The sequence below is a fragment of the Konateibacter massiliensis genome, from assembly GCF_900184995.1.
Lineage (GTDB): Bacteria > Bacillota > Clostridia > Lachnospirales > Lachnospiraceae > Lachnotalea > Lachnotalea massiliensis.
In genome coordinates this window covers 75,024-90,737 of record NZ_LT860097.1, presented here as the reverse complement: position 1 = coordinate 90,737, position 15,714 = coordinate 75,024, and the positions used below count along the sequence as shown (strand labels likewise).

At 40.4% G+C, this 15,714-nt stretch carries 8 protein-coding genes; 2 read left to right on the top strand and 6 right to left on the bottom strand.

The window, feature by feature from the left end; genetic code table 11:
* Window positions 1–12: 12 nt before the first annotated feature.
* The 4 genes from CTY48_RS00395 to CTY48_RS00380 form a co-directional block, all read right to left on the bottom strand.
* Entirely contained in the window at window positions 13–939 is a 927-nt protein-coding gene (locus CTY48_RS00395; protein WP_099466541.1) for an ABC transporter ATP-binding protein, read from the bottom strand.
* Window positions 940–1,152: 213 nt separating this feature from the next.
* Window positions 1,153–2,637: a glutamate synthase subunit beta gene (locus tag CTY48_RS00390; protein ID WP_099466540.1), complete on the bottom strand. Its 1,485-nt coding sequence runs from the start codon at window positions 2,635–2,637 to the stop codon at window positions 1,153–1,155.
* Window positions 2,638–2,649: 12 nt separating this feature from the next.
* Window positions 2,650–7,206, bottom strand: coding sequence for a glutamate synthase large subunit (gene gltB, locus CTY48_RS00385; protein ID WP_099466539.1), 4,557 nt, complete (start codon window positions 7,204–7,206; stop codon window positions 2,650–2,652).
* Between the two features lie 412 nt (window positions 7,207–7,618).
* Complete coding sequence (locus CTY48_RS00380) at window positions 7,619–8,518, bottom strand: CPBP family intramembrane glutamic endopeptidase (RefSeq protein WP_099466538.1); 900 nt, start codon at window positions 8,516–8,518, stop codon at window positions 7,619–7,621.
* Between the two features lie 183 nt (window positions 8,519–8,701).
* Here CTY48_RS00380 and CTY48_RS00375 point away from each other — a divergent pair, with 183 nt between their 5' ends.
* Both CTY48_RS00375 and CTY48_RS00370 read left to right on the top strand, forming a co-directional pair.
* Window positions 8,702–10,006, top strand: coding sequence for an O-acetylhomoserine aminocarboxypropyltransferase/cysteine synthase family protein (locus CTY48_RS00375; protein ID WP_099466537.1), 1,305 nt, complete (start codon window positions 8,702–8,704; stop codon window positions 10,004–10,006).
* A gap of 220 nt (window positions 10,007–10,226) precedes the next feature.
* The gene (locus CTY48_RS00370) at window positions 10,227–11,135 is read left to right on the top strand and encodes a deoxyribonuclease IV (protein ID WP_099466536.1); all 909 of its coding nucleotides are present in this window, start codon (window positions 10,227–10,229) and stop codon (window positions 11,133–11,135) included.
* A 220-nt stretch (window positions 11,136–11,355) separates the two neighbouring features.
* Here CTY48_RS00370 and CTY48_RS00365 read toward each other — a convergent pair whose 3' ends face one another.
* Both CTY48_RS00365 and CTY48_RS00360 read right to left on the bottom strand, forming a co-directional pair.
* Window positions 11,356–12,819: an RNA-binding domain-containing protein gene (locus CTY48_RS00365; RefSeq protein WP_099466535.1), complete on the bottom strand. Its 1,464-nt coding sequence runs from the start codon at window positions 12,817–12,819 to the stop codon at window positions 11,356–11,358.
* A gap of 42 nt (window positions 12,820–12,861) precedes the next feature.
* The gene (locus tag CTY48_RS00360) at window positions 12,862–15,636 is read right to left on the bottom strand and encodes a TrlF family AAA-like ATPase (RefSeq protein ID WP_099466534.1); all 2,775 of its coding nucleotides are present in this window, start codon (window positions 15,634–15,636) and stop codon (window positions 12,862–12,864) included.
* Between the last annotated feature and the right edge of the window lie 78 nt (window positions 15,637–15,714).

Below are 15,714 nucleotides of genomic sequence, written 5' to 3'. Positions count from 1 at the left end.
TGTAAACTCCCCCTATTCATTCTCGCAGTCTTCGAGTGTTCTGCCTGTCACATTTAAAAATACATCGTCCATGGAGCCCTGTACCACCTCAAAGCCACCTATATGGGGTCTCACCATATCAAGAACCGGAAGAGCTTCCATGGTATCAGAGAGGGAAACCCAAAAGCTCTCCTCCCGTATTCGAAATGTCACATTATTTTGTCTTAACACTTCCTCAAGCGCAACTCCCGGTTTTGCAATCAGCCTTAGCTGATCTTTTGCAAACTCTTCTTTCAGGGAAAACGGTGTACCATATTCCTTTATCTTTCCCTCATCTATAATTGCGATATGGCTGGCTTTTGCCGCCTCCTCCATATAATGGGTGGTCAAAAACACCGTCATATTTCTCTCGCTTCTAAGTTTTTCAATGATTTCCCATACACTCTTTCTGGTGGATGGGTCTAGTCCCGTAGTCGGCTCATCCAGAAACAAAATTTCCGGTGCATGCATCAATGCCCTTGCAATCTCACATCTTCGCTTCTGTCCACCGGACAGCTTTGCAAAGGGGCGCTCCAAAATACTGTCAAGTGACAAGAAGGAGCTGACCTCCCTAAGCTCTTCCTTTACTTTCCTGCTTCTCTTCTCATACAAACCACCCCGCAACAGCAGATTTTCGCGCACGGTGAGCATATCATCGAGACAATTATTCTGATATACCACTCCGATTTTCTTTCTTATCTTCTCATCCTCTTTTCCAAGGTCATAGCCGCATATTTTTGCTTTACCGCTCGTAGGCGGGTATATGGTACAGAGCATATTGATAGTCGTTGATTTTCCCGCGCCGTTCACTCCCAAAAAACCGAACAGTTCCCCCGGCTCTATTACAAGGCTGATATCATCCACCGCTTTTACGCTCTGAAAATGCTTCGTTATACCGTTTACTTCTATTATACTTCCCATTTAAAATGCCTCCCTTATTTATCCATTTTGAAGTTTCTTTGAGTATACACCGCAATCACGCATATCACAATGGCTTACACGGCAAGTTGCAAAAAGACGAGGGTAAGATACACAAAACTGCTTTGACAGTTTCTGTATCTTACCCTCGTCTGTAAGCTGACTACTCAGCCATATTTCTTCCGAATTGCTCTGTGATCTTTTTCACTTCTGATTCTACAGGTTCGTATATCCCATCAAATCACGGTCAACTTCCTGTGCAGCCTCTCTGCCTTCCCTGATTGCCCATACAACCAAGGACTGTCCTCTGTGCATATCACCTGCTGTAAATACGTTATCCACATTCGTCTTGTATTTACCAGACTCTGTACTCACATTCGTTCTCTCGTTGAGCTCCACGCCAAATGCTTTCGCCACATAGTCCTGACTTCCAAGAAATCCTGCCGCGATGAGAACAAGGTCCACATCGATTGTCTGCTCGCTGCCTTCTACCTCTGCCATCTTCATGCGGCCTGTCGCCTCATCCTTCTGCCATGCTAATTTTACCAGCTTTGCTTTGCATACATTGCCCGCTTCATCTGCTACAAATTCTTTTACCGTTGTCTCGTAAGTACGAGGGTCGTGGCCAAATACAGCGATTGCCTCCTCCTGACCGTAGTCAGTTTTGCAAACCTTCGGCCACTGCGGCCAAGGATTATCCTCGCTTCTGGAATCCGGCAGCTTCGGCATCATTTCAAGCTGAACGACACTTGCAGCACCGTGGCGGATAGAAGTTCCCACGCAATCATTTCCCGTATCACCGCCACCGATGACAAGCACCTTTTTGTCCTTTGCAGTAATGTAGCTGCCATCTGAAAGCCCGGAGTCCAAAAGGCTCTTTGTCGTTGCCTTTAAGAAGTCAACGGCGAAATAAATTCCCTTTGCCTCTCTCTGCGGCACCTTGATATCTCTTGGATTGGACGCTCCACATGCCAATATAACACGGTCAAATTCCTTTAGGATTTTGTTCGCCTTGTAACTGCCGCCTACGTCGGCATTTGTCACAAACTCGATGCCCTCTTCCTTCATAATATCTATTTTGCGGTCAATAATGTGTTTTTCAAGCTTCATATTCGGAATACCATACATCAAAAGTCCGCCGATACGGTCACTTCTCTCAAACACAGTGACATGGTGCCCTCTCTTGTTTAGCTGGTCGGCAGCCGCAAGCCCCGCAGGACCTGAGCCGATAACCGCTATTTTTTTATCCGTTCTGACTCTTGGCGGATTCGCCTTCGCATAGCCTGCATCGTAAGCATTCTCAACAATTCCGTACTCATTTTCCTTAATGGCAACCGCATCCCCATTCAAGCTGCAGGTACATGCCGCCTCACACGGAGCCGGACACACCCTTGCCGTAAATTCAGGGAAATTATTTGTCTTGGTCAAACGATTATACGCCTGTCTCAGGTTATCATTGTAAACCAAATCATTCCACTCCGGTATCAAGTTGTTGAGCGGACAGCCCGTTGTCATACCCATCAGCATTATACCTGATTGGCAGAACGGCACGCCGCATTCCATACATCTTGCACCTTGAAGCTGCTGCTTTTCCTTGGACAGAGGAATATGGAATTCATCAAAATTCTTAATTCTCGCCTTTGGCTTTATTGTTTCACTTGTCTCTCTTTTATAATCTAAAAATCCGGTTGGCTTTCCCATTTTTCTCTCCTCCTATCCTCTCGTATTTGCATAAAACGCTTCAATTTGTGCCTGTTCACTGCTAAGACCCTTTTCCTCCATCTGCACAATCGTCATAAGCATACGGTTGTAGTCATGTGGAATAATCTTCTTAAACTTCGGCAGATACTTGCCAAAATTATCTAATATCAACTTGCCCTTTTCAGAATTGGTATAGGCTACATGTTCTTTAATCATGTCTTTTAATTCAAGTACATCATATTTTGATGTGATTTCACTGATTGAAACCATCTCTTTGTTCAGCTTCATATATAAGTCACTGTCCTCATCAAGCACATAAGCGATACCGCCGCTCATGCCCGCCGCAAAGTTTTTCCCGGTCTTGCCAAGAACAACCACTCGTCCGCCTGTCATATATTCACAGCCATGGTCACCCACACCTTCCACGACAGCATTGGCACCGGAATTACGAACACAGAAACGCTCTCCCGCAACGCCGTTGATAAATGCCTTACCGCTTGTTGCACCGTACAGCGCAACGTTTCCGATGATAATGTTTTCGTCCGGTTTAAATTTCACGCCTCTTGGAGGGTATACGACCAATTTTCCGCCCGACAAGCCCTTGCCGAAATAGTCATTGCTATCTCCGGTTAGTTCCAACGTAAGTCCCTTCGGAATAAAGGCACCAAAGCTCTGTCCTCCTGCTCCGTGACATTTGATTGTGTAAGTGTCTTCCTCCAGCGTATCATGATAGAGCTTTGTGATTTCTGAACCGAAAATAGTACCAAAGGAGCGGTCTGTATTTTTTACATCAAGGTCCAGACTTCTTTTTTGCTTATTTGCCAAAGCTGGTTTTAGCTTCTTCAAAAGTACCTTTTCATCCAACGTCTTTTCCAGTTCAAAATCATATACCTGTGCTGCATCAAAGGTAACCTTTTCTCCTGCTGCACCGTACGGATTATTTAAAATTCTGGAAAGGTCAACCTTTCTTGCTCTCTCGTTTGTCACCTTGTCATTTACTTTCAGCAAATCCGTTCTTCCGACAAGCTCATCCACAGTGCGAATACCTAGCTTTGCCATATATTCTCTTAATTCCTGCGCAATAAACTGCATAAAGTGAACGACATATTCCGGTTTTCCTCTGAAACGCTTTCTAAGCTCCGGATTTTGCGTTGCAACGCCGACCGGACAGGTATCCAGATGACACACTCTCATCATCACACAGCCCATCGTTACAAGCGGTGCGGTGGCAAAACCGAATTCCTCTGCTCCAAGCAATGCTGCCACGGCAACATCACGTCCGCTCATAAGCTTTCCGTCTGTCTCCACTGTAACCTTGTTTCGCAGTCCGTTGAGCAGTAAGGTCTGATGTGCCTCCGCCAAGCCAAGCTCCCAAGGAAGTCCTGCATTGTGAATAGAGCTGGACGGTGCTGCACCCGTACCTCCGTCGTAGCCGGAAATCAGGATAACCTGCGCTCCCGCCTTTGCAACACCTGCTGCAATCGTGCCGACACCAGCCTCCGAAACAAGCTTGACAGATATTCTGGCATCTGTGTTTGCATTTTTACAATCATAAATGAGCTGCGCCAAATCCTCAATGGAATAAATATCATGGTGAGGAGGCGGTGAAATAAGCCCTACACCCGGCGTTGAATGTCTTGTCTTGGCAATCCAAGGATATACCTTTCCGGAAGGAAGATGACCACCCTCACCCGGCTTTGCTCCCTGTGCCATCTTTATCTGAATTTCTTTTGCACTGACTAAATATCTGGAGGTTACGCCAAAACGACCGGACGCCACCTGCTTAATCGCAGAGCATTTATTTAAACCGTCAGATCCGATGCTGAGACGTTCTAATCCTTCTCCACCTTCACCGCTGTTTGATTTTCCTTGCAGCTTGTTCATCGCAATTGCCAATGTCTCATGGGCTTCCTGTGAAATAGAACCGTAGGACATCGCACCTGTTTTGAATCGCTTTACAATGGATGCAACGCTTTCTACCTCTTCAATCGGAATACCTTTCTTTGGATAGTCAAAGTCGACAAGTCCTCTCAAATTAGCCGGCTCTGTCTCTTTATTGATGAGAGAGGTATATTCTTTGAACAGATTATAATCTCCTCTTCTGGTTGCCTCCTGAAGCAGATGAATCGTCTGCGGATTGTACATATGCTCTTCCCCGCCGCTTCTCATCTTATGAGTACCGATGCTGTCTAAGGTCAGGTCAACCTCCAGCCCTAGCGGATCAAACGCTTTTGAATGTCTGTCATCTAAATCCTGCTCAATATCCTCCAAGGTGATGCCGCCGATACGGCTTACCGTGTCTGTAAAATATTTTTCTACTACATCGCTGCTGATACCGATTGCCTCAAATATCTGTGAACCTTGGTAAGACTGAATTGTCGAGATACCCATCTTGGAAGCAATCTTGATAATACCGTGAAGAACCGCATTGTTATAGTCCTCGACTGCCGCATAATAGTCCTTATCAAGCATATGTGTATCAATCATCTGCTTAATTGTTTCCTGTGCAAGATATGGATTGATTGCACAAGCGCCGTATCCAAGCAAGGTTGCAAAATGATGTACCTCTCTTGGCTCACCACTCTCCAAAATCATTGCCACTGAGGTTCTCTTCTTTGTTTTAACCAAATGCTGCTGAAGTGCAGACACCGCAAGTAAAGAAGGAATTGCAACATGGTTTTCGTCAACGCCTCTATCGGAAAGAATTAAGATATTAACACCCTCACGATGTGCTCTGTCCACCTCAACAAAAAGCCGTTCAATCGCGCGCTCCAACTTCGTATTCTTGTAATAGGAGATTGGGATTACCTCAACCTTCATGCCGTCTACCTTCATGTTTTTAATCTTTAGAAGATCGGTGTTGGTCAGAATCGGGTTATTTACCTGAAGTACATGGCAGTTTGAAGCCTTTTCCTCCAGCAGGTTGCCGTCTTCTCCGACATAAACCGTCGTGGATGTTACGATTTCCTCACGGATTGCATCGATCGGCGGGTTTGTAACCTGAGCAAATAACTGCTTAAAGTAGTTAAAAAGAGGCTGGTGCTTATTGGATAAAACTGAAATAGGTGTATCAATTCCCATCGCCGCAATCGCCTCGGCGCCATCCCTTGCCATCGGCATAATAGAATTTTTAAACTCCTCATAGGTGTATCCAAACGCCTTCTGCATTCTGGAACGCTCTTCCTTTGTAAATTCCAGTACTCTCTGGTTCGGAATTTTTAAGGACTTTAATGCAATGAGATTTCGATCCAGCCATTCACCGTAAGGCTGTCTGTGAGAATACTGCTCTTTCAAATCGTCATCGTCAATAACAACACCTTTTACCGTATCAACGAGAAGCATTTTGCCCGGACGAAGTCTCTCTTTTACAACAATCTTAGTTGGATCGATATCAAGTACGCCTACCTCAGAGGAAAGCACCAAGTAATCGTCGTCTGTGATAAAATATCTGGACGGTCTCAATCCATTTCGGTCAAGCACCGCTCCCATTATGTCACCGTCTGAAAAAAGAATAGATGCCGGTCCGTCCCATGGCTCCATCATCGTCGCATAATATTGGTAGAAATCTTTTTTCGACTGTGTCATGTTCCGGTTGTTCGCCCAAGGCTCCGGAATCGTAATCATAACAGCAAGCTGCAAATCCATGCCGCTCATCACGAGAAATTCCAGCGCATTGTCAAGCATGGCAGAGTCAGACCCAGAACGGCTGATAACCGGAAGCACCTTGTGAAGCTCTCCCTTTAGGTAACCCGTCTCCATCGTCTCCTCACGCGCCGTCATCTTGTCGACATTGCCGATAATCGTATTGATTTCTCCGTTATGTACAATAAAGCGGTTTGGATGCGCTCTCTCCCAGCTTGGATTCGTGTTTGTGCTGAAACGGGAGTGAACCGTGGCAATCGCAGATTCATAATCACGATTCTGCAAATCCTCGAAAAACAATCTGAGCTGTCCTACGAGAAACATTCCCTTATAAACAATAGTACGGCTTGAAAAGGATACCACATAAGTATCATCATTGCTCTGCTCAAAAATACGGCGCACAATGTAAAGTCTTCTGTCAAAGTCAAGTCCCTGTGCCGTCTCCTTCGGTCTCTTGACAAAGCCCTGCGCAATGTACGGCATACATTCCAGTGCCTTATGTCCCAAAATATCCTTTTGGATTGGCACCTCTCTCCAGCCTAAGAATTCCAGCCCTTCCTTCTCAACGATAATCTCAAACATTTTCTTCGCCTGATTTTTCTTAAGCTCATCCTGCGGAAAGAAAAACATGCCGACACCATAGTCTCTCTCATCACCGAGATTGATACCCAAAGGCTTCACTGCCTTCGAAAAGAACTTATGGGAAATCTGTAACAGGATACCGACACCATCACCTGTCTTGCCCTCTGCATCCTTTCCTGCTCTATGCTCCAGATTTTCTACTATTTTCAATGCATTTTCAACAGTTTCATGGGTTTTGAGTCCTTTAATATTAACAACTGCTCCGATACCGCAATTGTCATGTTCAAATCTTGAGTCATACAATCCGGTATTTTGATTGCTAGGACACGCTCTTTCATTATCCATTGTCATACCTCTTCTCTTTTTCAACTAAAAACGGCTGTTTTCATTAGTGTTTCTTGTTGTTACTACTATACTATATTTTCTTTTCGTTGTAAATAATTATTTTTCTTTAATAGTCTGATAATTTGTATATTTTTATTTCAAAATACAATTATCTGTTTATTTTATGTTTTTGTAGATTTTAACTTTATTTTTATGTTCAATTTATTTTTATTTGTTTATGTTCAAAATACTTCTTAACCACTCTATTTTACTGAACATTCTATTTAAGAATCAAAAAAATCAAGGTCGAAACCCTGATTTTTATTTTTTTACTTTTATACACTTTCTTTTAAGTATTTTTGAAATTGTATTAAAATTCTTTATGTAATTTTCTCCATATATGCCAATGCATTACAAAGTAATTTCGTATAGTTTAGCCTTGCACGTCGTAAGCTTCCGCTTCTTCCACTTTTTTAATCTCCTCGGCGTGAACCCATTTGCTAATCAATATAACACTTCCGATACAAATAGCAGTCACAACCACCGTCAGCACATAAAAATAAATCACTACATTTTTTTCATAACTATTATAAATAAAATCAAATATCGGTGTCTCCGAGGATATAACAGAAGTTAAATTCGCAATCATATGTGCCAATATCGGTGCAGCTATCGTTTTATATTTATCATACACAAAAGCAAATAGCAGCCCTATTCCAAAGGCATATACCCCTTGCACGACATTTCCATGGTAAACGCCAAAGAACAGGCTGGAAATGATAAGCGCCGGCATTCTGCCATAATACCCATACAGTCTCTTAAATACCATCCCCCGAAACAAAAGTTCCTCGACAATCGGTGCCAATATCACTACCGCGGCCACCTCCAGAACAATTCCACCGCCGTAAATCACTTCTTGAAGTTGGTTAAAGCCCGGAAATATCTTGTCAAGCTGACTGATTGTCAAAAGTTGATTTCCTGTCATGCAAGCACTGATTGCCGCTATAACAACCAATCCGTAAAGCCCGGGGCTTACGCTTTTATATTCCCTCGTCTCTCTTCTCCTATCACTTCGCATCAACAGTGCCGCTATCGGAATTGTAATTGCCGCTGCAATTGCCGTGAGAAGTAAAGAGTATTGATACACGATAGAAATCAGCTCTTCCTGCAAGGCGATTGGGTCAAGTTCTTTCTGACCGCTTATCAATGGCATCATCACAGAAAATGCAGCCAGCACAGCAAAAATCACACTGATTATATTGGTAATCATGAAGTATATTCCCACCGGATATACAATCCGCCAGATTTTCATAAAAATATTATCTCGTTTCACTTATATTCCTCCATCTTTTTTATTTTTCTCCGCATCATATTCTATTATATACTATTTGTTCTCCTTTCCAAAGTTTTATTTAAAATTTCTATTGACACATGATTCGATTCTATGTATAATTCTCTCAAACACAAAAACATACTAAACAAATAGGAATAGTATAGAAAGAAAGAGGAGAGCCATATGAGTAAAAAAACAAGAGCAGACAGAAATTTAAAATTTGAAACCTTACAGTTGCACGTCGGACAGGAAAATCCAGATCCGGTTACCGATGCGAGAGCCGTTCCGATTTATCAGACGTCTTCTTATGTGTTTCACAACAGCGATCACGCAGCCGCTCGTTTCGGACTTGCCGATGCCGGAAATATCTACGGCAGATTGACCAACCCGACCCAGGATGTATTTGAGCAGCGTATTGCAGCTTTAGAGGGCGGCGTGGCAGCGCTTGCAGTTGCTTCCGGTGCCGCAGCAGTAACCTACACCATTCAGAATTTGGCACAAAACGGTGACCATATCGTAGCTGCAAAAAATATCTACGGCGGAACCTATAACCTTTTGGCACACACACTTCCTCAGTACGGAATCACAACCACCTTCACGGAGCCGAATCCTACATCACTTGAGGCGGCAATTCAGGAAAACACAAAAGCTTTATTCATTGAGACTCTTGGCAATCCGCACTCCGATGTGTCAGATATCGAAGAAATCGCAAAAGTAGCACACGCGCACAAGATTCCGTTAGTTGTAGACAGCACCTTTGCAACTCCGTATCTGGTTCGCCCCATTGAATACGGCGCAGACATTGTCGTTCATTCTGCAACCAAATTCATCGGAGGACACGGAACTACCATCGGAGGAATCATCGTAGACAGCGGAAAATTCGACTGGGAAGCAAGCGGAAAATTCGCATCTCTGACCGAACCAAACCCAAGCTACCACGGCATCAGCTTTACAAAAGCAGTTGGCCCGGCTGCATTTGTGACAAAAATTCGTGCAATCTTGTTGCGTGATACCGGTTCAACTCTTTCTCCGTTCCACGCATTCCTGTTTTTGCAGGGTCTGGAAACCTTATCCTTAAGAGTGGAACGCCATGTTTCAAATGCCTTAAAGGTAGTTGAATATCTGAACAATCACCCGCAGGTAGAAAAGGTTCACCATCCGGCCGTGACAACAGATCCAAATCAGACTGCATTGTATCAGAAATACTTCCCGAACGGCGGCGGCTCTATCTTTACCTTTGAGATTAAGGGCGATGACAGGAAAGCAAAAGATTTTATCGACAACCTTGAGATTTTCTCCCTGCTTGCCAATGTCGCAGATGTAAAATCACTCGTTATTCATCCTGCGTCTACAACACATTCTCAGTTGAATACAGAGGAGCTTGCAGAACAAGGAATTAAACCAAATACAATCCGCTTATCCATCGGTACGGAAAATATCGACGATATCATTGAAGATTTGGAAGAAGCATTTAATGCGGTAAAATAAGAAAACATATCCGAAAAAGAAATCTTGTCATCATATTCGTGGCAAGGTTTCTTTTTTTATATCATAGAAAAATTACAAACGCAAGTCAAAGTGGATATTCGTAATCCGCTACGCTACTTACTCATAACCTTATTACCCTTGCATATTTGTACTATTTTTTGTATCATTGGAGGAAGCAGTCAACACTGATTCACCGCAACAGCAAACAAAGGAGATTAACATGTTAAAAATAGGTTCACACGTCAGTATGAGCGGCAAGGAGATGTTCCTCGCCTCCGCGAAGGAAGCTGCCTCTTACGCAGCGAACACGTTTATGGTTTATACCGGTGCCCCGCAAAATACAAGACGAAAAGACATCGCAGATTTAAATATTGAGGCGGCAAGGGCATTTATGGTGGAACATGAAATCAAGGATTTCGTTGTACATTCTCCCTACATTATCAATCTTGCCAACAGCATCAACCCGGACACCTTTGAGATTGCAGTCCGTTTCTTGGGGATTGAGATGGAGCGCACAGCAGCAATGGGAAGCAATCTTCTGATTCTTCATCCCGGCTCTCATGTAGGTGCCGGTGTGGAGGTGGGTATCCGCAAAATTGCAGAAGGCTTGAATGAAGTTCTCGCAGCAAACAAAGACTGTTGCATCGCACTGGAAACAATGTCCGGCAAAGGAAATGAGATTGGACGCTCCTTCGAGGAGCTTGCTCAGATTTATGATAGTGTCGTACACAATGACAGGCTTCGCGTGTGCTTTGATACCTGCCATGTCCATGATGCAGGCTATGACATCGTTCATGATTTGGATGGCGTGCTGCATCAGTTCGACCGTCTAATCGGCAAAGACCAGATTGCAGTTTTCCATATCAATGACAGCAAAAATCCCTGCGGTGCCTCCAAGGACCGCCATGAGAACGCAGGTTTCGGCTATATTGGCTTTGACGCACTTTCCGCCGTTGTCCACCACTCGGACTATGCCAACATTCCCAAAATACTGGAAACGCCTTATATACCGCTTCCTGAGAATCCAAAGAAGTCTTTTGCACCATATAAGTATGAAATCAAGATGTTTCGTGAGAATAAATTTAATCCGAACCTGAAGGAAGAAATTTTAGTGATGGGACGATTATGAAACTTTTAGACTCTTATTTTTTATGTAATTCATTTTTAGTTAATTTTTATTTAGTAGAATTAATGATGTAGCTCAAATCGCAGAGTTGTCTGTTAAACAGAGGGCACACCTCTGTTTAACAACTTTTACAATCTCAAGTTTCATTTTTAAATCAAAATTATAAAAAATTTGGCATTTGAACTTTTAACTTCTTAAAAAGCACTTGTATATTTCATTTTTTCTATAAAAGTTTCTTCAAATATTTACGATTTCTATTCGCGCCAACTGCCTCAATCTTATCCTCATTAACGAGCATTTTTAAAAGTTCCCGTGTTCTGGCCGTTTTTAATCCTACCATATCTGCGATTTCTTCTGTATTATATTCAATATTTTTTTGCATACTTGTTAATATGGTTTGCAACCTTTCTTCTGTTATCGCTGATTTTTTATCGCTGATTTTTATCGCTGATTTTTTATCGCTGATTTTTATCGCTGATTTTTTATTCTTGCCTACCTGGACATCTGCAGAATATTCCTCATTCAACGGAACAATAATTCTAAAAACATCACCTTCAATAAACTCTGGTTCTTGTCCCGAATAGTACCTTGAGTACTTAAACAGATTTCTCACTCCAGATCCCAATCTATCAGACCATCCTATATTTCTAAAGAATGAAGCAATTATTGGATTCTTCGGATTAGGTTCCATATTCTCAGGAGTAATCACTCCGTCTCCTGCGGAACGACTTGCATTTTCCGTATACATTCTATTTTTCTCAATAACAAATTTAGCTGTATACACACTGGTAAATTCTCTATGAATTAATGTATTTCCAATCATTTCTCTTGTAATAATATTTCTTAGATTCTTACGTTCCGTTCCTTCCAAGAAAAATTTATCTGGCAGATGTTTTCTTGCAAAATCCATTAATTGATCGTAACTTTCAATTAAATTAGTTCTCACTGTTTCTCTGTCATCATATCTATCTACATTAATCTTTCTTACAAGTGCATCTGTCTCATATGCCGGACAGATATCCCTAATCACATCATCTTTTCCAAGAAGCATAACTGCGGCAAGATTGTATCCCTTTTCTCCAGTAACCCGATCAGTGCCATAGAGACCTGCACTTCTTAAAAGTTCCTCATCATTCATTGCTTCCCAACCATGTGTACCTTCAATGTTGTTTGTAGCCATTTTTCTAATACGGGGCAATAAATCCAATCTTAAATCATCTGTTGATACATATGGGAAAATCCGCTTTTCAGTAAATATACTCTGTTTACGAATGTACATGGATGCAAGCTGTGCTGTAGCGGTTACCTTTACATCCGCATCATCCACTCGATCATAGACTTCCTTTTTAAAGCTGTGAACTTCTGCACTTACAGGTACGTGCACATAAATGATTGTTTTTCCCTCATGCTGAATGATTTCAGGAACAAGATAAATTGTAGGTGTAAACATTGCAGGATTGCTAATGACTTTAATAAAATTCTTAATCATATCTCCTGCTGCTTTCTCTGGCACTCCTCTAACTGTGCCATCGTTTAGGACACCCATAAAAATATCCCCACCAAACCTATTCAAAAAGGAGCAGACACTTTCATAGACATCATTTTCTATACCATTTCCACAACGCTTAAACTCTACGGCAATTGTTTCTCCGATTTTCAAAATCGACTCAAATTTTTGCTTATCCATAATCTTAACTCACCTCCACAATCATTTTTACTAACCCTAAGATCATTCAACAATATTCAAGTGATATTTCTTAGCTCTCATTCCAAATGCATATTCTGTACCTTCCATTACATCACAGATTTCTTTTCGTATCACTTCATTATCTAATGTTCCTTCTGCCTTAATCTTAACATAACGGCTATCCGAATCCATTGATGTAATATATTCAGCATCTCCATTCACAGGTATATTGGCATTATGCGTTACAACAATTATTTGGCGATTCTGCTTTGCACTTTTCAAACGTTTGACTACTAAATCATACACTAATCGATTATCTAAATCATCTTCTGGCTGATCTAACAATAATGGCCGATTACCATATGCAAGGATAAAAGTTAAAATTGCTGTTGTCTTTTGTCCTGCCGAAGCTGAAGATAAGGGAATAAAACTTCTTCCTCCCTCCGGTTTATAGCTTACTTTTAATTCATCTTTAGGAAGAAAGGTTATCATTTTATCAAATTGTACATCATCCAATCCCCTTATTGCTTTTCTAAAATAACCGGAAACTTCTTTTTCATCAATACCATCTTTTATTCTTGTTATTAGTTCTCTAAAATAATTTATATCTTTTTTTCCAAACACTGTACTTTTTAAAGTTGATATATCCTCATTTATATTTGAACTTTCCCTTTTTTGAGTAATATTTTTTATTGTCTCTTCAAACGAATCAGTATTTCCATGGTTCAGAAGTTCTATCTTTACATTATCTTGATTACCAATGACCGTTTCAATGAAATTCACTCTCAATGTACGTATTGTGGTAAAATATGAGTCATATTCAATATGAATTTCTTGTTTCTCACTCCGTAATTTTTTTAGTCCTTCTTTTGCTTTTTCGACAGTATCTAGTTCTTCTTGTTTTTTCTTTTTCAATTCGAGTAGTTCATCAAGTTTGTTGATTTGTATTCCTGATTCATGTAATTTAGCACATGCTTCATCATAGGCTAAATCAGTAGCCATTTTCTTAGCATTCCAGTCACTCTTATCAACTTCGACTAATATTTTTTCTTTCTGTTCTCTGATATCTGAAATACTATTTTTTATAAGTTCTATATTCTTAATTACATTTTCTTTTCCCTGTTTAATTAGTTCAAACAACTCTGTTGCATTTTCTAATTCAGTTGCATCCACTTCTGGAATCTTTGCACTCAAAGTTGCACTGTCTAACTCCTCAGCAACTATTGAAATTTTCGACAAGAAATTATTTAACGTTTTCTCTTCCTGCAAATATTGTTGTTTATGATTGACAATCTCTGCAATCCCACTCTTTTTATATTGACTGATTTGCTCATCATAATCACTCAATTCTGTACGTAATTTTCCCTCTTTATCTATTATCGCCTGCGTTGTCCTTATTTCTGCCATTTTAGCCAAAAGATTATCATACACAATCTGTTGTTTATTTAAAACACTCTCCATTTCTGGAATATCTGCATCTATGATTTTTAATAAGGCATCTGGCTCTTTTGCAATTTCAAATATTTGTTTCTGAGTATATACTTGTACTCTAAAAAAGTCCAAATAATTCGAATCTACTATTTCTTCCCATGTATTTGTATTTTCATCATATTTGTAAATACTCTGAATTTGATCGCTCATATCTTTTATGGAATTTACATTTACTTTGTATAACAATTCATTTCTAACAATAATAATCTCAACATTTGATTTTGATTCAAAAATGCCTGTATCATCTTTATTGTTATGTACTTTATAAAATTTATCCTGTTCTTTTTTTATTTCGTCTAATGCATATGTATTAAGAGAAGAGAGACCACCCGCCATTATTCTTATAATTGAAGATTTTCCACTTCCTCTTCCTCCAATTATTGCATTTAATTGTGGATTAAATTCCACATTCAATTCTTTGTATGGATTGATAGTTGCATTTTCCACTTTAATAGACTTAATCCACATATCTGGTTTTGCTTCTGGAATCAGTTCTGTCTGTTCTTTTAATTTAAGTCTCATATCTTCTGATAACAAAGCTTGTCTAACGCTTTCTAAATCAGGCTTCTTGTCCATTTTTATCCAAGTATACGTTTTCCCAATTCCCCATAACCCATGTTTTGACTCTACATTTGAACATGGATTATCAGAAAACGAAAGTATTGGTATCTTAGCCTTGATTGCACGATTATATGTTTTTTTCCAATTTTCTGCAGTATCAGTTGATATTTCACTTCCATATTTATTATTTAAAGAAACAAGCATCTCTTCTTTATTTTTATTAACATTATATTCTTCCCAGATTTGTTGATTAACGACTTGAACCGCATCAATATATTTTCTGTCCAATATTTTTTCAACATTTGCTACACTCATAGAATTAATACCTGCAAACTCATCAATATGTGCTGCAATAACAAGTGCTCCTCTTTCTTTTGCTATTGTGCATGCTTCAAAAATACCTGTTGAGGTTCCAACACTCTTTCCAACAACTTCCGAATCAATATCTATTTTGCTCAAATAATCCCTTACCACATCTGATGTTTTATTCGAATCAAAGATTACAAGTATATGAATTTTGGTTGAATCGCATGTTACCTCTACTCCCGGAAATACCACAATTCCATTCTTTTCTCCTAACTCTTTCATCTTATCTATAGCCCGGTAATCATTATGATCTGTAACTGCTATGCAATTTAATCCATTAAGTTTTACCTGTTCAATCCATTGCTCCTCACTATCTGTTTTCTCTTTATAACAATCGCTTTTCATTGTATGTAAATGAAAATCACATTTATACCATCGTGTTCCTACAAAATCTATCATACTCGCCGCCCCTTTCAACTAAATAATTATACATATCAAAAAATATCATCATCTATTAATAAATTAAATCTTCCACAA